We start from the raw sequence: 21,685 nt of genomic DNA on the forward strand, positions 1-21,685 counted from the left end.
AATTATAAAAATTGCTGTTTCCCTTTCGCATTATGCAGATGTTTTTGTATCAAGTACAGTACCGTCTTGTAACACCAATTTTGGCGGTTCATTATCAGCTACTGTTTCTTTTGTAAGAATACACTTCTCGATATCTTTACGAGATGGAAGTTCGAACATTACATCAAGCATTAAGCCTTCAATAATAGAACGAAGTCCACGAGCACCCGTTTTACGTTCAATTGCTTTTTTCGCAATTTCGATTAGTGCACCTTCTTCAAACTCTAACTCAACATCGTCAAGCTCCAATAGTTTTTGGAATTGCTTAACAAGTGCATTTTTCGGTTTCGTTAAAATATCAACAAGAGCATCTTCATCAAGTGGCTCTAGGTTCGCAATAACTGGAAGACGACCGATAAACTCTGGAATTAAACCAAATCTTAAAAGATCCTCTGGTAATACGTGAGATAAAACATGCTTCTCATTTACATCAGCATTTTTCTTCTCAGAACCAAATCCAATTACTTTCTCACCAAGGCGACGTTTAATAATCGGCTCAATGCCATCAAACGCTCCACCACAAATGAATAAGATGTTCGTTGTATCAATTTGAATGAACTCTTGGTGCGGATGCTTACGACCACCTTGAGGTGGAACGCTTGCTACAGTACCTTCTAAAATTTTCAGAAGTGCCTGCTGCACACCTTCACCAGATACATCACGTGTAATTGATGGATTTTCGGACTTACGTGCCACTTTATCAATCTCATCAATATAAATGATTCCTTTTTCCGCTTTCTCTACATCATAATCAGCTGCTTGAATTAATTTTAGTAAGATATTTTCTACATCTTCCCCAACATATCCAGCTTCTGTTAAAGATGTTGCGTCCGCGATTGCAAATGGAACATTTAAAATACGCGCTAACGTTTGTGCCAGTAATGTTTTACCACTACCTGTTGGCCCGATAAGTGCGATATTACTCTTCGCTAATTCTACATCATCAATTTTGCTGTTAGAATTAATGCGTTTGTAATGATTATATACCGCTACCGCTAGTGCTTTTTTCGCGCTATCTTGCCCGATGACATACTCATCTAAGATTTCACGAATTTCTACCGGTTTCGGTACATCTTTGAATTCTACTTCTTCGTCCTTCGCAAGCTCCTCTTGTACAATTTCAGTACAAAGTTCGATACACTCGTCACAAATGTAAACACCTGGACCTGCCACTAACTTTCGAACTTGCGTTTGTGTTTTACCACAGAAAGAACATTTTAATTGCCCTTTTTCATCATTAAATTTAAACATATTTTCACACCCCTTACAAAGTGCTAACCTCTTGCCTTCGTATGTACACGATAAATGTATCGTATGTAAATACATATTATGTCACTACGTGGCGAGAAATACAAATAATATGACTAGTTATGTACAAATAAAAAAATTTTAAAACTTTTGAAATATGTATATTCGACTTGTAAAGGAACATTTCCTTCTCCATCGAAAAGTTTTATAAATATATTTCTATATTTATAAAACAAGGCACGATTAAAATCGTGCCTTGTTATTTTATTATGCAGCGTTTTCTACTAAGAAGTCTACAGCTTTACGCACTTTAAGATCTTCAGCTAAAGCGTCTACACTTCCAAGAGCTTGCTTGATAGCGTCTACTGGCATACCGTACATTTCAGCCATTTTTTCAACTTCTGCAGTTACTTCTTCTTCAGTAACCTCGATGTTTTCAGCTTCAATGATAGCTTCAAGAACAAGATTGATTCTTACACGTTTTTGTGCATCTTCTTTCATTTGCTCTTTTAATTTGTCAGCGTCAGTACCTGTGAATTGGTAGTAAAGCTCAAGGTTCATACCTTGTTGGCTTAAACGTTGCTCGAATTCACGAACCATACGATCTAACTCAGTGTTGATCATAGCTTCTGGAATTTCGATTTCAGCGTTAGCAGCAGCTAATTCTACTACTTCGTCACGTACTTTGTGCTCAGCTTCGTGCTTTTTGCCTTCTTCTAAGTTTGTGCGAAGTTTTGCTTTTAATTCATCAAGAGTTGCAACCGCTTCGTCTGCTTCTTTAGCGAACTCGTCGTTTAACTCAGGAAGTTCTTTTGTTTTGATTTCGTGAATTGTTACTTTGAATGTTGCTGGTTTGCCAGCTAATTCAGCAGCATGGTACTCTTCTGGGAATGATACTTCAACGTCTTTAGACTCACCAGATTTAAGACCGATTACTTGCTCTTCGAAACCTGGGATGAATGTACCAGAACCGATTGCTAGAGAGTAGTTTTCGCCTTTTCCGCCTTCAAATGCTTCGCCATCAACGAAACCTTCGAAGTCGATTACAGCTGTATCACCGTTTTCAACAGTTCCTTCTTCTTTAACAACTAGTTCAGCTTGACGCTCTTGTAAAGATTTTAATTCGTTCTCTACATCTTCGTCAGTTACAGTTGTTTCAACTTTTTCTACTGCTAAACCTTTGTACTCACCTAATTTAACTTCAGGTTTCACTGTAACTTTTGCAGTGAAGATAAGGTTAGCATTTTTTTCGAACTTCTCGATGTCGATTTCAGGATGATCAACTGGGAAGATACCAGCTTCTTCAATCGCTTCACCGTATGCTTTTGGTAAAATGATATCTAAAGCATCTTGGTATAAAGATTCAATACCAAAGCGTTGTTCGAATAATGGACGAGGCATTTTTCCTTTACGGAAACCTGGTACGTTAATTGTTTTTACTACTTTTTTGAACGCAGCGTCGATAGAGTTGTTTACTTCTTTAGCATCAACTTCGATTGTTAAAACGCCAACGTTACCTTCTAATTTTTCCCATTTTGTAGACATTTATTCTTTCCCTCCAACTATAATAATGTATGCACATACCTCTATAGATTAAAATCTTCATTATCTCTTTTTTGAAATAACAAATACACAAATAACCCTCTAGCAAAAGCTTTCAGATATAATGTTCCAATCTACTAATTGCCCAGAAGACAACTACGGTATATTTTGTTCGAGAATAATATGAAACATATTAAGTAAGAGAATTGCACTTCTCTTCTCTTACAAACAGGCAGATTTCTGCCTTTTGCAACCCTTACATTATAACATAGAATATGCTCGTTTCAAGAACTGAACGATTCTTTTTCATAATTATACGGGCAAATATCCTTCTCTTTCAACACGTAATAACCATTGATAGGCAATATGAAACTCTTCCAATTCGATATTATATGCTGCCATAAGCTCTTCTTCATCAATAGCCAATCCGAAACGCTTTCTTCCAATTCTCTCTAAAACAGCTGACCAAATCTCTTCTTTATCCATTAATAGAGCGAATGGGAAAACGCTAATTTGCAACTCTTTCCAATATGTAACCATCGCTTCAAATATATCGGGATAATTTTGCTCTAATCGGCTTGATAATTTATGTATAATGTTATTGGATTGCTCCTCATTATGACCTGTAAATGCTGGAATCACCTTAATCGTATTTCCAAACTTTTCTACCTCTATTTCTTCTTCTACCTGACTTTCTATCATTTTATACAAAATAGAAGTTTTCAAATAGGGGTGCTGCTCTTCGTCTATTAAAAATTTCTTTAAAACAGGTAATGCAAGATCTAAATCTTTTAACGAAAGTCGCTGAATCGCTCTTAGCTTCTGTCCAAAGTTTTCTCCAAAAATTTCATTAGTAAACTCATCCAATTCAAAGTTTGAATCCACTAGCGATGCGTCTCCCTCATTTAGCATACCTTCTGCAAATAAAGCAAGCTGCGCTAATTTTTCCTTTTGATCAGGCATTATATCTTTCGTTTGTAAAACCTTTTCAACAGTTTCAATAACACCTTCATAATCATTTGTTTGAACTAAAATTGTTACGTACGTTTCAAGAATATCACCAAATAAGACAACTCCTGTTTTAAGCAACTGTTCACATTTATCTTTCGCTTCTTCCATACGTTTTAATTCGAGTAAACAAATAACTGAAGCTAATTCCGTTTGTTCCGTTTCCGCATTATACTGACGTAATATTTCAAAGCAACGCAATGCATCTTCGAATTTCCGCTCTTTCAGCGCTAAAAAACCTTCATCAATATAGCGCTCTGATAGTTGCGGAAACAATACGACCGTATTTTCTTTTTTATCCATACGTCCGCCTCTTTTTCTTGATTTTAATTATGCTCAAAGTAAATATATCAAATGCGTAATGAGAACACAACATCCCTAAATCATTTGTTTGAAATATAAAAATATTTAATTTTTATATTCCGATACGAGTAAATCTCTACTAAAAATTAAAATTGTACAAATAAAAATCCCCAGCAACAAGCGCAGAGGATTCATCATTAATGGAAAGCTTTTATAATTGTGGGGTATATTACAAGGGTAATAATTTGGAGAACAATAATTGCCATAACAATCATGCTAAAATAGAAGATTGGTTTACTTCGCTTCATTAAAAACATAATAATAAGCATCGTACAAGCAAACAAACTTAAGAAGAACAAACTTGTTGTCGAACTAAGTATACCACTTGGGACAAAGAACAATAACACTACACTACAAGTACCTATAATTCCAAATAACCATTCCATTCATTCACTCATTCCCTTTCCCTCTCATAGCTGTTTTCTCTAAGCAATCAAATGTTTCACAACATCGACTACATACGTTAATTTCTCATACGCTACAAATCCAAAAGCAACCGTTAAGCCCGTTACAACTAACCCTTTCATCATTTCTTCCTCCTCGTTTTATCGTTGTTATCTTCATTATAAAAGATTAGCAATTTCTTACCATCGAACTACCTTACAGTTACCTTACAGAATTGTAAGATTTCAAAAAGGGATTGAAAAACACCTCATATCGCTTGAGGTGCTTTCACGAAATTTCTCTATAATCACTTGCAAAATTAGCTTTTTTCTCTTGGTTACTTTTCGGCGAATCGACTCTTAGACTAATAGATTTACTAAATAATTTAGGATCAAAATAATTATGCGTTACTTTTCTTAACTTACCTTCAGATATTTTCGTATTACAAGAAAACAAAAAATGAAAATCATGTTAATATATTTTTGTACAATTAAGAATTTAATTTACAAGGGGGATTATATATGTTCAAAAAAGTAGCTGCTGATGTTTTAGGGTTAAGCGATGTAGGTTCTGTCATTACACCGAAAGATTACGATAAAGTTGATGCTGATGATTACGTGATGCACGAAGATGAAGAGAAAATTTATTTTCTAATTAAATCCAAATCAGATGAATATTGCTTCACAAACAAAGGATTACTCCACCTAGATGGTACAAGCGCAACAAGTAAAAAACGCACACTGCGCCGCTATAGCTATAGTAAATATCAAATTAAAAACGTAGCACTTGAAACTGCAGGAACGATTGATTTAGATATAGAAATTAAGTTTCAAATGGGAGATGAGCATTACTCAATTGATGTTCATAAAAAACATATTGAAGAATTAAAAGATTTATATAAGGCTTTACTTAAAATTGAAGAAATTTCATACGACAACGACATTACATTACAATATGCACATAAAAGTTTAGATATGGCATCTAATGCTTTCAGCCGTATTTCAAACGCACAAGTAAACTTAGCAGAGCAATTTAAAGAGATGAACGAGATTGCCTTTAACTGGCTTGTTGATACGAAGAAACAATACAATGTGAAAGATTATGGTTTTGTATTTGAGAAGTTTATTAATAACTAATTTAAAACAAAAAACCTTGTTATCAAAAGATAACAAGGTTTTTTTAGCGTCCCAGGAGAGATTCGAACTCCCGCTCCGCCCATTCCATACTATTTTATATATTTTGATCGCAGTCTTAATATATCTTCTCCTTCGCGAATGCCTGCCGATCCCTTCCTCACATTTTTTACGACAGTCCAATTCGGATTAGTTTCATCACCGATGTTCTGTACTGTAAAGTTGCCGTCACCATATTTCCGTTGACCTTCTGCCAATTTCTCCGTTAAATCATTCTCTTTTGTTCTCGCCATCTTTGCGCCATCTCCCTTTTTATACAACCTTCTTAAACTGTCCAACTAATCACACGTCCAGTCAATTGGAGATTCTCGTTTTCCGCTTCTATTAATTGTAACACACTATCAGGGATAAGTTCCGATAACGGCTACTCAATCACACTAGAATGGTAAAAACTTTTATAACATTGCAAGTGAACAATTAGGAGAATCTGGATATGGATTTGAGTTCTACCATAAGCCTATTGATTCTTTAAATTAAATATGAGGAACAGGGCGCATAAAGTGTAACTTTAATCAACCCTCACCAATCGGACTTTTACGGACAGCCCGACCCCACCTAACTTCTTTGCTTCCGCTGAATTTTGAGTTGGGGGTCTTACTGCCCGGCAAATAGCGGGATAAACGGCGCTCTTTTTATTTAAGAAAAAGAAGTACATATGCAACTGCTTAATATCGAAGGAAAGGTCGCAGATATTAAGAATGAACTACACTTATAACCCAAACATCAATTTTTAGACAAACAAAAACCTTGTTATCAAAAGATAACAAGGTTTTTGTTAGCGTCCCAGGAGAGATTCGAACTCCCGACCGTACGCTTAGAAGGCGTATGCTCTATCCGGCTGAGCTACTGGGACATGGAGCGGGTGAAGAGAATCGAACTCTCGACCAGAGCTTGGAAGGCTCTTGTTTTACCACTAAACTACACCCGCATATGTTATTTTCTTTTCTTCGTTAGCGCCGTTGCCCTATCGACAATATTTATTATATGTATAACCATACATAAAGTCAACACCTTTTTTAAAAGAGGATAAATTTTATTATCCTCTTTTAAAAACTGCTTGTTCAACTAGTTGTCCGTCTAATGTTTCAAAACGAACTTCCATTTGATTTTCATCCATTTCTAATACAGCAAATGTCTTTTCTACACGCTGACGTGGTAATAAAATACTGCCTGGATTAATAAATAAAACGCCGTCGATTAATTCCGCACCTAATACGTGAGAATGTCCGAAGCATGCAACTTGCGCTCCTACTTCTTCCGCATGGTACGCTAGCGTTTGTAATGTCATTTTCACATTATGGCGATGTCCATGCACAACTAAGAAGCGAATTCCATTTACATCAGTTACAATTTCATCTTGAAAGTTAGCATAATCACAGTTTCCTTTTACAACACGGAAACCTTGCATTTCTTCATGAGCAGGCGTTAGCTCTGAATCACCGCAATGAATCATGATATCTACTTTCCCTTCATATTTCTCTTTCAACTGCTGTAATTCCTTCACAGAGCTATGACTATCGCTTACGATTAAAGCTTTCATCATACTCTCTCCCTTATTCTCCTAAAAACCATTCCGGGATTTTTTCTTCTAACTTACGAAGAGCACGACCACGGTGGCTAATAGCATTTTTCTCATCTGAACTTAATTCCGCCATTGCTTTTTTGTATTCTTCCACATAAAAGATCGGATCGTATCCAAAACCATTTTCTCCGCGGCGTTGTTCTAAAATAAATCCTTCACATGTCCCATTTACAATGACAGGCTTTTTATCACCTTCAGGGAAAGCAACTGCTAATGCACAATAGAAACGTGCTTTACGCTTTTCAAAGTCAATGCCATTTAATTCTTGTAACACTTTATCGATATTTGCTTGATCATTTTTCGGTTCACCAGCAAAACGCGCTGAATACACTCCTGGTTTTCCGTTTAAAGCATCTACAATAAGACCCGAATCATCCGCAATTACGATCGAATTCAGCTGTCTACTCAAACTATCCGCTTTTAAGATCGCATTTTCTTCAAATGTTTCACCTGTTTCTTCAACTTCTTCAATATGAGGAAAATCGTGTAATGATTTTACTTCTAAATCAAATCGCTCAAATAACTCAGCAAACTCACGTACTTTACCCATATTTTTTGTCGCTACAACAACTTGTTTCATACTTTCCACCTCTACTCTATATGAGATACGATGTCGCCTAAAGCTTCTTTTTGCATATCAATCAGTTGGAAAATGCCTTTTTCCGCAGCATCAAGTAGTTCATTTAACTGCGCTCTACTAAACGTCGCTTCTTCTCCAGTTCCTTGCACTTCAACAAATTGGCCTTTTCCAGTCATAATCACGTTCATATCAACGTCTGCTTTAGAATCTTCTGCATAGTTTAAATCTAAAACAACACCTTGCTCTTCAACAATCCCTACTGACGTTGCTGCTAAATAATCTTTTACTGGAATTTTAGATACTTTTTCTGCTTGTAATAACTTCTCAAAAGCTAGTACCATCGCTACATATGCACCTGTAATAGACGCTGTTCTCGTTCCACCATCTGCTTGGATAACATCACAGTCAATCCAAACTGTTCTCTCGCCAAGCGCTTCTAAATCAACTACCGCACGTAATGCTCGTCCAATTAGACGCTGAATTTCCATTGTACGTCCTGTTACTTTCCCTTTGCTTGACTCTCTAATTGTACGTTGTTCTGTTGCACGCGGAATCATCGCGTATTCAGCTGTTACCCAGCCCTTTCCTTCTCCACGCATAAACGGTGGTACACGCTCTTCAATTGTCGCTGAGCAAATCACCTTTGTATCCCCAACTTCAATTAATACAGATCCCTCTGGATGTTTTAAATAATTCGTATGAATATGTATATGGCGTAATTCTGTTTTCTCTCTACCATCTACTCGCATAAAAATAACCTCCTCTTAATTACTACTCGTTAGTATAGCCAATTTTAAATGTATGATATGTATACAATAAAAGAAGGAGAACCCAAAAAGCAATTCTCCTTTCTTACTTAAGTATATCAAATTATTCAAGATTAAAAACTACCTGTATTCACGTTTTCTGGACGATCTACAGGTTTTATTAACTTTCCGCCCTTTTCATCTATAAGATTTGCTTTTCCATTCACTTCAATAGAAACATTTTTCACACCTTTCTTTTCTGTTAAAGATAAAACTAACGACTTCAATACGTAATTTGAAATCATATTTTTATCTGGGTTTACAAATATATTTTCATTAAAGTTTAATGTAAGATTTCCGTCTTGTAATTTCGGATTCGTAATAAGCTTAACGCCTGGATTAAAATCATTCAGGAGCGATTGATGAATCGGACCTTTTACAAGCTCATCTATAATTGCTGCATAATCATTTTCTTTTCCTTCAGCAACGCGGCGCGTTACTGGTACGTAATATTGCTGTTTATTATTATTTTGCGCCATAAAATACAGTGTGACTGGTTTTGTATTTGTTACATCTGCTACTTGTTCATCATCGAAGTTAATACCATTTGCACGGCTCACTCCTTCACCAAGCGGTGTACCACCAACAGGCATCTTTGCCAATTTCTCACCATTTATTTGGAACTGCACTTGTTTTATCTCTGTAAATTGCGTCAACGTCCACGCTATAGATTCAACGATTTGCCGCTCTTCTTCTTTCGCATAGTTTTTCATTTCTTTAGAGAAATCAATAACTGCCGTCCCGTCCTTTTTCAAATCTAAGGTCATCGTTGTATTCGCCGGAATGACTGCACGAAACCCATTCGGTAATAAATTCGTTACTGGTCCATCTTTCACAAGGTATTCTAACGTTTGCTTCACAGTCTCATTTGCTTTCGGAGTAGGTATAGCTAATGTTTGTGGTACAACATAACCATTTTTATCAACAAGGTATAGTTCTCTATTTACCATTTGCCCTTGCTTATCTTTTTTAGCTACTTCTTTCTTCCCACCCTCTGTATACGTAACTTGTTTTGGCGGATCAATTTGTTCAGTTGCTTTCTCCTGATTTATAAAGCCACACCCTGTTAGTAAAACAGCGCTCACAGTAGCACCAACAACCCATTTAAAAGTGGATTTAGGCATGCCATTCCCCCCTAAAATCTAAGTTTGTACTATTATGTATACGAGCCGTTTCACATTTTAGAACAAGCTGTGCCTCTTATATAGTGAAACTTTAATCAGTGGGAGTTTTGTTCATCCCCCACATAACTTCTTTTCTTCCGCTGAATTTTGAGGTGGGGGTCTTACTGCCCGGAAAATAGCGGGATAAACAAAAACTCCTGATTTCTCAGGAGCTTACTTATATGAATTCTACTATTATTCTTTTTCTAAATGAATATGCTTCACATTTTCAATCGGTTGACCGAACCATTTTGATGCAATTTCTTTAAACAAGCCTATTTTTCCTGTTGTTAAGAAGAGATGATCGCTTTGTTCTTCTCCTTCATTCAACATTTTACTATGATATAAGATTGTACTTACTTCACGTGCTGTTTCATCACCAGAACTAATTAGTTGTACTTTATCTCCCATTACTTTTTTAATAACAGGTCCTAAAATCGGATAATGTGTACACCCTAATATAAGAGTATCAATATCGGTACTTTTCAGTGGTTGCAGCGTTTCTCTTACAACTTCGTACGCCATTTCACTTTCGAAATTCCCACTCTCTACAAGTTCAACGAAAGGTGGACAAGCTAAACTTTCTACCATAACACGGTTATTAATAGACTTTAACGCCTCTTCGTATGCACCACTTTTCACGGTTCCAATCGTTCCAATAATCCCAACATGATACGTGTTTGTCACTTTTAAAGCTGTACGTGATCCTGGGTGAATAACTCCTACTACTGGAATTGGTAATTGTTTTTGCATCTCTTCTAATACAACTGCAGTTGCTGTATTACACGCAATAACTAACATTTTGATATTTAAATCTAGTAAATGCTCCGTCATTTCCCACGTAAATTGACGCACTTCTTCTCGAGAACGCGGACCATAAGGACAACGTGCTGTATCTCCTAAATATATGATACGTTCTTTCGGCAACTGACGAATTAATTCCTTCGCTACTGTTAAACCGCCAACTCCTGAATCGATAACACCGATTGCTCTATTCAACTTCATCACCCGTTTTCTCATTCATCATCTTTTATGTTTATCATTATATTTTACACACTTTAAGTTCGCTCACTTCAAATGCTTCTGTATGAAAATTTTCATTTGCCCATGTATAGACTAGGACCTTTTTTATTTTGCTCCTTTTTTTCATAATTTGCAAGATAGAAAAATAACCGACCTTCTATAAGAAAGTCGGTTTCTTCTATATAAAGTGCATATTCATTGCTCCATCTTTTTTTGAAAAGAAGACATTCCCATTAATAAGACGAAATGAACAGAAATTAAAATGACGATCAAAATAAAATTCAATCGATAACTATTTGTAGATTCCATAATTTTGCTCGCTACAGCTGGCCCGAATGCCATACCGAAAAAGTTAATTAAATTATATAAACCAAGGCCGACTCCAACTTTAGCTGGATTTAATGTTTTCGGAATAAATGTGTTTAATGATACTTGAATTGCCGAATAACTCATAAATTTTAAAATAACCGCAAATAAAATAAAGAGTAAGTTCCCGTCTGGAATAATCCCTAAAATTAAAAAGCCAATGATCATAACTACAGACGCTACATACATCATCCTCACATTCCCAAACGCAGGAATAATCTTTCCGGTAATAAAACTAGATACAATACCAAAGAGAGATGCAACAAACAATACAATTCCAATAACGAACGGAGACAACCCGTGCCCTCTTCCTAACAGTAATGGTAATAATAATAAACTAGCACATAACGCCACATTAATGATAAATCCGACCGCTATTAAACGCAGTAATGGTTTATTTGTAAACAACTCAATATCAATAAACGGTGACTCTGCTCTCTTCATATGAGCCTTGAATAAAAATAGGAAAGCAACAGATAACACAAAAAGCCAACTATTAATATTCACTCCTAATAAAACGGTCGTAATCAATACAAATAATAAAAATGCTCCAATGAAATCAAAGTGGAACACTTCATCGGTATGTTGCACCTCTTCTGGCATAAATTTTACGAGCAAGAAAATACCAACCATTGAAATAACCATAAATAAAAATAAATACGGCCACCCTAACGTATTTGTAATTGCCCCACCAACTAAAGGTCCAATACCAACCGCTAATGCAATAGAAGAACTAATCATTGCTAACGCACCCGGTTTTTTAGCTGGAGCAACTAATTTAGCCACCGCAATCATACTAAGCGCAATAAACGCTGCTCCTCCGCTCGCCTGCACTAGCCTTGCGAAAATGATAATCTCATAAGATTGATTCACAAACCCAACAATAGAACCAGCTACAAATATGATAATAGAAATAATTAATAGCCTTTTTACACTGTAACGATCAGCCAGTTTTCCATATATCATCGAACCAATACCGACGACTAAAGAATACCCTACTACAACCCAACTTACTTTCGATTGACTAATTGATAAATCATTAGCAATATCCTCTAGCGCTACATTAAATAACACAGCGTTCATCGGTCCTAACAAAACAATAAAACATAATGTAAAAACAAACCATTTCGAATGGTTACTTATATCTTTCCCCATGTGTAACACTCTCCTGATTACAATTTTAAAACTGTCAAACTATTGATAAAAAAATGAAGTTATTTAAATGTTGTATCACCACTAAACAACTTCATTAAATGTATAAATGGTGCTAATTTATCGTGCGATAAATTGAATTCGAAACGAAACACGTATATTGTTCGATATTCATGGAACTATCATAGTTTCAGCATTACAGTTTGTCAACGAAAAACATACAAAGTAAACTAGTTTAGTCTTTTTAGTTTACTTTGTTCAAAAGTTATTATACACTAATTTCGAAGCTGATATAAGGAGGACTGGCATGATTATTCAAATTTGCATTTTTTAACTTAATAAAATGAAACGAATACAGAACTTTTATATAGAAGAGACATTATAGGAGGATTATGATGAAGAAAAAAATGTTAGTTGTATTAACAAGCGTAGAAAAATACCCAAATTTAAATAGGGCTACCGGACTTTGGCTCGGTGAAGCTGTACATTTCGTAAAAAAAGTAGAAGAAGCGGGTTACGAAGTTGATTACGTCAGTCCACAAGGCGGTTATACACCAATTGATCCACATAGTTTAGCAATGGCGGAGAGCATCGATTGGGAATGGTACCAAAAGAAAGAGTTTATGAATCGCCTCGGTTCTACAATGAAACCAAGTGAAGTGAATCCAGAAGACTACGCTGTTATTTATTACGCAGGTGGTCACGGGGTTATTTGGGACTTCCCAGAAAATAAAGAACTTCAAAATATTAGCCGCAATATTTATGAAAACGGCGGTATTGTTTCTTCCGTTTGTCATGGAGCTGCTGGTTTATTTCATATTACATTAAGTAATGGGGATCGTTTAATTAGCGGTAAGAAGGTAACAGGCTTTTCAAATGAAGAAGAAAAATTAGCTGAATTAGATCAATTCGTTCCATTTTTAACAGAAGATGAACTCATTAAAAATGGAGGACTTTACGAAAAAGCTGCACAGCCTTGGGAAGCTTTTGCTCTAGAAGATAATCGTGTTATCACTGGTCAAAACCCCGCTTCAGGTGGTCCAGTAGCCGAATTAGTATTAAAACAGTTGCAAAAATAATATGTACTAAAAAAAGCAGATCTCCCTCTATTAAGGGAGATCTGCTTTTTTACGAAATCATTTGCAAAATAGCAATAACTTCTTTTTCAATTTCAGAATCATCAATTGCTTCTATATACTCTGGTTTAAAAAGTTGATACTTCTTTAATTGATAAAAATCAAGTATCGCTTTCTTTAAAGTAATATCGTACTGAATACAAAAAGAATGATCTATAATACGTCGTAACATCACATCATCTTGTACCATAAATAATTGTGCATTCATTTTATTAAAATAACCTTGTTCCATACCCGCTTCAAAAAACATTTGCAAATTATGATTACGATTTTGTTGTGCAGCGACTAATTGATCTGACAAATGCGGATATGCTTCTTTCAAATCTTGCAAAAAAACATCCGAAATATATGTCACACATTTTAAAGAGTGGATAAACGTCTTTTGGAAACGTTCTGCAAAAGACATGCTTTCATCTTGATTATCCACATCACCTTCGAGTAGATAATTCATGAAATCCTCTACTACCGCCTCAATAATTTCATCTTTCGAAGAAAAACGTTTATATAAAGTAGCTTTACTAATATCCATATATTTCGCAATTTCATCTATTTTCAATTGGCTAAAACTCGTCTTTCTAATAACGGGCTTTATTTTATTAATATAAGTATTTGCACATGCGACTTTTCTCATTTAAAAGAGCCTCCCCTTTTGTCCATACAAAATAGTATAGCAAATTCACGAATGATTATAAATGAAGTTATTATACTTATTACGCCTTTTTAGTTTATTACATTTTCATATACTATACATAAAAAACTATAATCCATTATCACCAACTGGACGGTTACAAACCAATTTTGAGGGGGGAATTTTAGGATAAAGTGAAACTTTAATCAACCCTCACCAATTGGGCTTTTACGGGCTGCTCGGCAAATAGCGGGATAAAAATACCCACTACCTTTGTTAGTAGCGGGTACTTTTTCTATAATTTATTTACAGCCCTTTTTATAGCCTTACCTATTTCCACGCTAGACTGTGGATTTTTTCCTGTAATTAAATGCCCATCTACTACCACATGCGGCGTAAAATTGGGAGCTACATAAAACAAAGCTCCTTCTTCTTTCAACTTACTTTCTAACAAAAACGGAACGCGCTTTTCTAAATGTACAGCTTTTTCTTCATCGTTTGTATAACCTGTTATACGCTTACCGGCAACAAAAAACGAGCTATCCTTATTTTTCACACCGACAAAGGAACTTACTCCGTGACAAACAGCCGCTACAATCCGGTTATCGTTATACATATTCTCAATTAAATTTGCTACATATGGATTACCTGGAAAATCTACAATCGCCCCGTGGCCACCACCAAATAAAACCGCATCATAATCCGAGAAATGAACATTTGAAATCGGCCTCGTATTTTGCAATAAAGAAGCTACATGCTTGAATTCACGAGGTATACCATTCGGAATAGACACTCTATCTATAGGTACTCTCCCGCCTTTTATTGACACAATATCAACATCAAACTTAGCCTTTTTAAATAAATGATAAGGAGCTGCGAGCTCTTCAAGCCACAAACCAGTCGGGTGTCCATTCATATCATGAGCACTTGTTGAAACTAACAGTATCCTTTTCAACTTATCCCCTCCTTATTACCTATTTATGTATGGAGTGTTCTTATCATTCATATAGCAAGTGAAGCAAACAAAAAAATAGCCGACTCTTTGTATAAAAGTCGGCTGCTTTCTTATAGTTCGAGCTCTCCCATACGAAGAAGCTCAACAACTGCTTGTGAACGTCCTTTAACCCCTAGCTTTTGCATTGCGTTTGAGATGTGGTTACGAACTGTCTTTTCACTTATAAAAAGTTCACCTGCAATTTCCTTCGTTGTTTTATCTTGAACCAGTAATTCAAATACTTCTCTTTCTCTCTTTGTGAGTAAAGGTTTAGATTGATACGCTTTTTCCTTCAACTGGTATAACCCTCCTTGCTTAAGCCAGAGCTGTGTATGTGTAAGTTGGGTGTTTATTTAGTCAAGATATTGTATGAACGAAATGTGCAGGTGGTGAATAAAAATGGGCTTTATTTCCCATGTTATTTTAGACTTTTATACATTGCGTACACTCTTTTTATCCACTTACTTTCCAACGCGCCATATTTGTTCTAGCAATATACTTACAACCGTACCTACAAATAAACCATTACCGAATATATATTGCATAACAGACGGCAAGGATTGGAGTGCTCCAGACGGTAAAAACATAACGCCACTTCCAAATAATACTGCCACTCCTAAAATCGTTACATTCCTTTCACTCATCGGCACTTGTTTTATATTATTAAATCCAATTCCAATTAATTGTACGAACGAAGCCATTAAAACAGCCGATGCGACAGCCGATGGTAAAGATGCTAAGTAACGAATGATACTTGGAAAAAGAGACATTACGACTAGTAACGCACATGCCATTAAGAACGATCGTATATATTTTTGTTTTGTTAAGCGTATAAATCCTGCCGTTGCTGGTAACGGAACGATACCTACAGTTGAAAATACGGAGGAAATGATATGCGAAATCCCTCCAACCCACGTACCATCCTTCAACTGTTTTTGTTCAATAGTTGCTTTATGAATGGTAGCTTGATTAATCGCTATAATAGCTGCCACTGTATTTGAAACTAAAATACATACCATAACGAAACTGGATACTGCCATACCAGTATTCCATTTTGGAAGTCCCCAAGCAAACATTTGTGGAAGTTGTACAAAATGAGTTACTTGAGATGGAACCGTCACTTTTCCTGCAATGAGAAAAATAATCCACCCGCTAATTAATCCTATTAAAACTGCATAACTTTTGATAAAACCTCTTCCAAAATTAGACAGTATAATAACGAACAAAAATATACTAAACGCAATTATCGCTGTAAATCCATCGATTTGAGAAATAGTAGCTGTAATTCCTAGCATTCCTTTTAAAAATACACCACTTAATTGTAAACATAATAAAAGTAAAAACGTCCCTGTCACAACTGGCGTAAATAAAAATAAAATACGTCCTATAAAACCAGTTACTCCTAATCCTATTAAAATAACACCGGAGATTATCATTCCTAACTCTAAAATTTGCAGTGTACTATGCAATTGATCTTGTCCGGCAGTTGCATAAGCAAGTACTGTAAATACACCAACCCAAGATCCAGCTGGTCCATCCGCAATTGGAAGTCTATGCCCAATCCATCCTTGTAAGAAAGAAGATATACCAACTACAAAAAACGTACGCTGCATTAAATAAAATATTTCTTCCGTCGTAAGATGAAATAATCCACCAACGACAATTGGTAGTGCGATTGAATTTGCTAATAGAAATATAAACCATTGCAAAGTTCCCATAATATGATTTTGGTTATGTTGATTGTCCAAAATGTCCATCCCTTCTAGCTTTCCTATAAAAAATATATTGTAAGAATAAAAAAGAAGAGTTCTATATTCACAATTAGAACCCTCCCCAAGGTATTTAAACGATTCTTCTACACAAGATTATTTAATTCCAGCTCATTTAAGCTTCCAACAACAATATTTCCTTTATACACAACTAAACTTTTTTCTGTTTGGCGTGCTACCGCTTCAGCAGTGCATGTCGCATTTGTCAAAACAAAGCTCGCTTCATCCCCTACATTCGGCCATACCCGCTTCCCTTCATTATTTAACGTTTCTTTTCCTCCCGTAATAAAGCGAATTGCTTTTCCTAAAGACCTTTCGTCACTCCATCCAAAACGCTCTGCTAATCGATTTGCCTTTTGAAGCATATCACCTGTTCCAAACGGTGACCAATGATCTGTAATGCTATCATTTCCTAATGAAACTTTAACACCTTTTTTATCTAATAACGGAATTGGAATTACTTGTTTACCAATTGGTACTGTTGAAGTAATATCAATATTTACAGCTGCGAGTCTTTCTGCCACTTCTTCAGCCTCTTTATCAGTAACACCACCAAGTCCAAGTGCATGACTAATTGTTACACGCCCTCGCCACCCTGCTTCTTCTGTTAAACTTGCCAATCTCTTCATCGTAAACGTTCCAAGATTATTCTCATCGTGTAAATGAATATCAACATCCGCATTAAATTCTACTGCGATATCCATAATTGTATGTAATGATTTTTCAATATCATTATCCACTGTAGCTGGATCTACTCCTCCGACTAGATGAGCACCCATACGCATCGCATCTTTCACGAGTTGCACAGAATTACTGCGCAATAATCCATGTTGCGGAAACGCAACAATTCTACTAGACACTCGATTTTTATATGTTTCTAATGCCGCTAACGTCGCCTCCAAATTACCAAGTCCAATAATCGGATCAACATTACAATGCGTTCTAATATTCGTTACACCATTTCGCAGTAGTAACTCTAGCATATTTTCCGCTCTATCTTGAGCAGTTGCTAATTGCTTTAGTAAAATTTTTTCTTCTTCATTAAAACGTGTAAAAATACTTTCTGCTGGCTTACAAGCTTTCCAGGGGCCACTATAATATGTTTTATCAATGTGAATGTGCATCTCTTCGAAAGCTGGCAACATCAATAAGTGCTTAGCATCAAGCATTACTATATCTTCTTGAACAACCCCTTCTATAATTTTTTTAATTCGTCCATCTTCAATGAGTAAACTACATAATTCTGTTTCTGTTCGCGAAATTCTCTCTTCTTCATATGTATACCTTGATTCAAGCATTACATTAGTCAACCAATATACTGTCATCCCTATTTCCCCACCCTTTATTAAAAATCACCTCATAACTACAAGTTTAATATCCACTGAAAATTAAGACAATTAATATGATCGTCTCTCAAAAAAAAATGTAATACAACCCCATAGTCTTCTCATAAATTTCCATATAGAATAAAAGTATGCAGTTTGATATAAAAAGGAGTTGATTGGAATATGTCAAAAAAGTTATGTAAATCCGAAACTGATAAAATGCTATTTGGTATATGTGGTGGTTTAGGAGAATATTTTGATATTAGCTCTACTCTTATTCGTATCATTTGGGTTATTGCTGTTTTATGTTTTGGGACAGGATTTTTAGTTTATTTCATTTGTTTATTACTTATGCCACGTTCGTACTAATGGTATCATTTCATATACTTAAGAAGAGCAAATCACCTATAGAATTCTATAGGTGATTTTTTCATGAAGAATATTTCATCGTTAAATGTAATACCGCCACTTCTTCTTCTTCATTTTTATAAACATGCTTCTTATTCGCTTCAAATTGGATGGAATCAAACTCATTTAATTCGTATACATCATTCTCCACTTGAATAGACACTTTCCCTTTCATTATCGTTACAAGCTCAATCGCACCTTCATGATGAGCTTCTGGTTCATATATACTATTTGATCGTAAACAAGCACGGTGCATTTCCATCCCTGTTTCTTTCGTATAACGGAACATCGTTTCTAAATGCCACGCTTGTCCTTCATCTACTGCAAATCCTTCTCCACAGCGCGCAACAGCTACAGGTTCTCCAACAACCATCAATCTGGATAAAGGAATTGATAACCCTTTCGTTATTTTCCAAATGACAGCTAGCGTCGGATTTGTTTCCCCTCTTTCAATTTTTCCTAATGTTAATTTACTTACTCCTGTTTTATGAGCTAATTCTTCTAAACTTAATTTCTGTTCATTTCGAATTTGTCTCAATAACTGTCCAACTTGTTGAATGACTTCTTTCGTTTGTATATCTTCATTTTCTTTCATATATAAAACCACCTTAAAGTATAAAATAGTTTACTTTTATTTAATTAAAGTATATCATACTATACATAATTATTTATTTTCGAAAGGAGTGCTATACTTTATGCGCGCAATTTTATTAGGTCTTTTATCATCTGCCTTTTTTTCTGCAACCTTTATTATTAATAGAGCAATGAATGTATCTGGAACGAGCTGGGCTTGGACAGCTTCCTTCCGTTTTTTATTTGCTCTTCCTATTTTATTCCTTATCGTTTTATTTCGCAAAAACTTTAGGGGATTATGGGAAGAATTAAAAAAACATCCATTAGCATGGATCGGATGGGGTTCCGTTGCAGGTATTGGTTTTTATTCTTTATTAAGTTTCGCAGCTGTCTTTTCTCCAGCTTGGCTCGTTGCTGGAACTTGGCAAGTTACGATTTTAGCTGGTTTACTACTATCACCACTATTTTTCGTGAAAATAGAAACAAAATCAGGTACGAAACTTGTACGTGGAAAAATTCCACTTCGTAGCTTATATGTTGCATTATTTATTTTACTTGGTGTAATTTGTATGCAAGCAACTGCAGCAGGCCATATTACAATGACTCAGTTCATTTCAGGTTTTTTACCTGTCGTATTAGCCGCTTTCTTATATCCGTTCGGTAACCGAAAAATGATGGAACTTGTTGACGGACGCCTTGATACGTTCCAACGTGTATTAGGAATGGCTATTGGAAGTCTTCCTATAACAATTTTGCTTGGTGTATATGGATTTTCTACTACTGGCATTCCAACATCCAGCCAAATGCTTCAAGGGCTTTTATTAGCATTATGTTCCGGCGTTATTGCAACGATGACATTTTTCTTTGCTACTGACTTAGCAAAAGATAACCTCGCCTTACTCGGGGCAGTTGAAGCAACACAAGCTGGAACGATGGTATTTACCGTGCTTGGCGAAATCATTTTCTTAAATGGTTCATTCCCTGGAGGACTTTCCCTCATTGGAATGATTATTATTATGTTAGGAATGGTTGCAAATAGTATTTTAAACCGTTCTGTTCCAGTCGTTAAACAGAAAAAATCAGCATAAAAAAAGGGTATGGTTCTATAGAGATGAACCATACCCTTTTTTATTGTCCCCCTATTTCGCCTTATCAGAATAGTACTTCATTGGCTGTTTATACTAAAACTTATGTTATAATACGTTTCATGCGCATTAATAGGAGGTAAATTATGTTAAAAAAAGCAATCGCTGAATTTATTGGTACATTTGTACTTGTATTATTCGGAACTGGAGTAGCTGTCACTGGCGGCGGAATTGAAGGAATTGGAACATTAGGAATCGCTATGGCTTTCGGTCTATCTATTGTAGCTATGGCATATAGCATCGGAACAATTTCTGGATGTCACATTAACCCAGCAGTATCAATAGCTATGTTCATCAACAAACGAATGAACGCTATGGAACTTTGTTATTATGTATTAGCTCAAATTTTAGGTGGTTTATTAGGAACTGCAACGTTAGTAACAATTTTAAAATCTGCTAAAACACCTTTAGATAATTTAGGACAAAATGGTTTCGGAACTCTTGGTTTATCTGGAGCATTTTTAGTTGAGTTCATTTTAACTTTCGTATTCATTTTAGTTATCGTCGCTGTAACAGGTAAAAAAGGCAGTTCTTCTTTAGCGGGACTAGTAATTGGTTTCACATTAGTTTTAATTCACTTATTAGGAATTCCGTTAACTGGAACATCTGTTAACCCAGCTCGTAGTATCGCACCAGCTTTATTTGTTGGTGGAGAAGCACTTTCTCAACTATGGGTATTCATCGTAGCACCAATTCTTGGTGGTATCTTCGCAGCTATCGTAGGTAAATTCATTTTAAATACTGAAAAATAGAATTTTCAATATTTCTGAATAAAAAAAAGGCGAGCCCTCATTATGAGGAAGCTCGCTTTTTTATTCTTTCATTTTAGACTTTAAATTTGTAACTAATTGATCTACCGTTACATTTGCAAGTACGTTTTCCATCGCTTCTTGCGCTTGCATTAAAATAATTTCTAATACTGATTGAATATTAGCTCCTACTGGACATTCAATGTTGGGATTTTCATGGAAGGAAAATAGCTGTCCTTCTTCTACAACTTCCACTGCTTTATATACATCAAGTAATGTAATTTCTTCTAAATCTCGAGCAAGTGTCGTACCACCTTTACCAGCTTGTACATCAACAAGTCCTGCTCTCTTCAACATTCCTGTAATGCGACGAATCACAACTGGATTTGTATTCACACTACCGGCAATCCATTCAGAGGTACAGCGAGAGTTTCGATCTATCGCAAGTAATGTCAGCATATGAACACCTACTGTAAAACGACTACTAATCCCCATCTGCACACCCTCCT

23 protein-coding genes and 2 tRNA genes are annotated in these 21,685 nt (G+C 35.7%); 5 read left to right on the top strand and 20 right to left on the bottom strand.

Translation table 11 applies throughout. The features are described 5' to 3' along the window. Positions 1–30 precede the first annotated feature (30 nt). The 4 genes from clpX to NZ044_RS22050 all read right to left on the bottom strand — a co-directional run bounded on the left by clpX (position 31) and on the right by NZ044_RS22050 (position 4,586). Complete coding sequence (gene clpX, locus NZ044_RS22035) at positions 31–1,290, bottom strand: ATP-dependent protease ATP-binding subunit ClpX (protein ID WP_000472289.1); 1,260 nt, start codon at positions 1,288–1,290, stop codon at positions 31–33. 264 nt (positions 1,291–1,554) lie between these two features. Further along, complete coding sequence (tig, locus tag NZ044_RS22040; RefSeq protein WP_000105215.1) at positions 1,555–2,832, bottom strand: trigger factor; 1,278 nt, start codon at positions 2,830–2,832, stop codon at positions 1,555–1,557. A gap of 309 nt (positions 2,833–3,141) precedes the next feature. Next, positions 3,142–4,140 carry a hypothetical protein gene (locus tag NZ044_RS22045; RefSeq protein WP_000358275.1) on the bottom strand — a complete coding sequence of 333 codons (999 nt, stop codon included), beginning with the start codon at positions 4,138–4,140 and terminating at the stop codon, positions 3,142–3,144. Between the two features lie 197 nt (positions 4,141–4,337). Further along, positions 4,338–4,586 carry a hypothetical protein gene (locus NZ044_RS22050; RefSeq protein WP_001983650.1) on the bottom strand — a complete coding sequence of 83 codons (249 nt, stop codon included), beginning with the start codon at positions 4,584–4,586 and terminating at the stop codon, positions 4,338–4,340. 519 nt (positions 4,587–5,105) lie between these two features. Between NZ044_RS22050 and NZ044_RS22055 the strand changes: the two genes are divergently transcribed. Further along, positions 5,106–5,720, top strand: coding sequence for a PH domain-containing protein (locus NZ044_RS22055; RefSeq protein ID WP_000475202.1), 615 nt, complete (start codon positions 5,106–5,108; stop codon positions 5,718–5,720). Between the two features lie 89 nt (positions 5,721–5,809). On the opposite strand, the gene NZ044_RS22060 is transcribed toward NZ044_RS22055, so the two are convergent. From NZ044_RS22060 to NZ044_RS22100, 9 genes are all read right to left on the bottom strand, one after another. Further along, a complete protein-coding gene (locus NZ044_RS22060) occupies positions 5,810–6,010 on the bottom strand; it encodes a hypothetical protein (protein WP_000124591.1) in 201 nt (66 codons plus the stop codon). A 546-nt stretch (positions 6,011–6,556) separates the two neighbouring features. Next, positions 6,557–6,630 (bottom strand) — tRNA-Arg (locus tag NZ044_RS22065). Position 6,631: 1 nt separating this feature from the next. After that, positions 6,632–6,705 (bottom strand) — tRNA-Gly (locus NZ044_RS22070). A 108-nt stretch (positions 6,706–6,813) separates the two neighbouring features. Continuing rightward, the gene (locus NZ044_RS22075; RefSeq protein ID WP_000645510.1) at positions 6,814–7,317 is read right to left on the bottom strand and encodes a metallophosphoesterase; all 504 of its coding nucleotides are present in this window, start codon (positions 7,315–7,317) and stop codon (positions 6,814–6,816) included. A gap of 13 nt (positions 7,318–7,330) precedes the next feature. Continuing rightward, positions 7,331–7,939 (bottom strand): XTP/dITP diphosphatase, encoded by a 609-nt coding sequence (locus NZ044_RS22080; protein ID WP_000815946.1) that lies wholly within the window; start codon positions 7,937–7,939, stop codon positions 7,331–7,333. A gap of 11 nt (positions 7,940–7,950) precedes the next feature. After that, positions 7,951–8,688 (bottom strand): ribonuclease PH, encoded by a 738-nt coding sequence (rph, locus tag NZ044_RS22085; protein ID WP_001261763.1) that lies wholly within the window; start codon positions 8,686–8,688, stop codon positions 7,951–7,953. A 131-nt stretch (positions 8,689–8,819) separates the two neighbouring features. Next, complete coding sequence (gene gerM, locus NZ044_RS22090; RefSeq protein WP_001126747.1) at positions 8,820–9,869, bottom strand: spore germination protein GerM; 1,050 nt, start codon at positions 9,867–9,869, stop codon at positions 8,820–8,822. A 234-nt stretch (positions 9,870–10,103) separates the two neighbouring features. Beyond that, complete coding sequence (racE, locus tag NZ044_RS22095; RefSeq protein ID WP_000774005.1) at positions 10,104–10,913, bottom strand: glutamate racemase; 810 nt, start codon at positions 10,911–10,913, stop codon at positions 10,104–10,106. 213 nt (positions 10,914–11,126) lie between these two features. Beyond that, on the bottom strand, positions 11,127–12,452 hold the full coding sequence (locus NZ044_RS22100; protein WP_098506713.1) for an MFS transporter: 1,326 nt from the start codon (positions 12,450–12,452) through the stop codon (positions 11,127–11,129). A gap of 392 nt (positions 12,453–12,844) precedes the next feature. Between NZ044_RS22100 and NZ044_RS22105 the strand changes: the two genes are divergently transcribed. Next, positions 12,845–13,528 carry a type 1 glutamine amidotransferase domain-containing protein gene (locus NZ044_RS22105; RefSeq protein ID WP_000728514.1) on the top strand — a complete coding sequence of 228 codons (684 nt, stop codon included), beginning with the start codon at positions 12,845–12,847 and terminating at the stop codon, positions 13,526–13,528. A gap of 49 nt (positions 13,529–13,577) precedes the next feature. Here NZ044_RS22105 and NZ044_RS22110 read toward each other — a convergent pair whose 3' ends face one another. The 5 genes from NZ044_RS22110 to NZ044_RS22130 form a co-directional block, all read right to left on the bottom strand. Continuing rightward, positions 13,578–14,216 (bottom strand): TetR/AcrR family transcriptional regulator, encoded by a 639-nt coding sequence (locus tag NZ044_RS22110; protein WP_001233034.1) that lies wholly within the window; start codon positions 14,214–14,216, stop codon positions 13,578–13,580. A 292-nt stretch (positions 14,217–14,508) separates the two neighbouring features. Then, a complete protein-coding gene (locus tag NZ044_RS22115) occupies positions 14,509–15,129 on the bottom strand; it encodes a type 1 glutamine amidotransferase domain-containing protein (protein WP_098506716.1) in 621 nt (206 codons plus the stop codon). Positions 15,130–15,278: 149 nt separating this feature from the next. Further along, a complete protein-coding gene (gene gerE / locus NZ044_RS22120; RefSeq protein ID WP_000659484.1) occupies positions 15,279–15,503 on the bottom strand; it encodes a spore germination transcription factor GerE in 225 nt (74 codons plus the stop codon). A 165-nt stretch (positions 15,504–15,668) separates the two neighbouring features. Continuing rightward, a complete protein-coding gene (locus NZ044_RS22125) occupies positions 15,669–16,964 on the bottom strand; it encodes a purine/pyrimidine permease (protein ID WP_086397222.1) in 1,296 nt (431 codons plus the stop codon). Between the two features lie 98 nt (positions 16,965–17,062). Further along, a complete protein-coding gene (locus tag NZ044_RS22130) occupies positions 17,063–18,301 on the bottom strand; it encodes an amidohydrolase family protein (RefSeq protein ID WP_118961686.1) in 1,239 nt (412 codons plus the stop codon). Positions 18,302–18,484: 183 nt separating this feature from the next. Here NZ044_RS22130 and NZ044_RS22135 point away from each other — a divergent pair, with 183 nt between their 5' ends. Beyond that, a complete protein-coding gene (locus NZ044_RS22135) occupies positions 18,485–18,670 on the top strand; it encodes a PspC domain-containing protein (RefSeq protein ID WP_000038411.1) in 186 nt (61 codons plus the stop codon). Between the two features lie 61 nt (positions 18,671–18,731). Here the strand turns inward: NZ044_RS22135 and NZ044_RS22140 are convergent, their stop codons facing one another. Then, complete coding sequence (locus NZ044_RS22140; protein ID WP_000661914.1) at positions 18,732–19,304, bottom strand: helix-turn-helix domain-containing protein; 573 nt, start codon at positions 19,302–19,304, stop codon at positions 18,732–18,734. Between the two features lie 100 nt (positions 19,305–19,404). On the opposite strand from NZ044_RS22140, the gene NZ044_RS22145 reads away from it, so the two are divergent. Together NZ044_RS22145 and NZ044_RS22150 are read left to right on the top strand one after the other, a co-directional pair. Further along, complete coding sequence (locus NZ044_RS22145; RefSeq protein ID WP_098506715.1) at positions 19,405–20,370, top strand: DMT family transporter; 966 nt, start codon at positions 19,405–19,407, stop codon at positions 20,368–20,370. A 143-nt stretch (positions 20,371–20,513) separates the two neighbouring features. Next, entirely contained in the window at positions 20,514–21,179 is a 666-nt protein-coding gene (locus NZ044_RS22150) for an aquaporin (RefSeq protein WP_000913211.1), read from the top strand. A 60-nt stretch (positions 21,180–21,239) separates the two neighbouring features. On the opposite strand, the gene NZ044_RS22155 is transcribed toward NZ044_RS22150, so the two are convergent. Then, the gene (locus tag NZ044_RS22155; protein ID WP_000512998.1) at positions 21,240–21,671 is read right to left on the bottom strand and encodes an Rrf2 family transcriptional regulator; all 432 of its coding nucleotides are present in this window, start codon (positions 21,669–21,671) and stop codon (positions 21,240–21,242) included. Between the last annotated feature and the right edge of the window lie 14 nt (positions 21,672–21,685).

Origin of the sequence: Bacillus sp. FSL K6-1338, from assembly GCF_038006965.1 — a bacterium.
Taxonomy (GTDB): Bacteria; Bacillota; Bacilli; order Bacillales; family Bacillaceae_G; genus Bacillus_A; species Bacillus_A thuringiensis_S.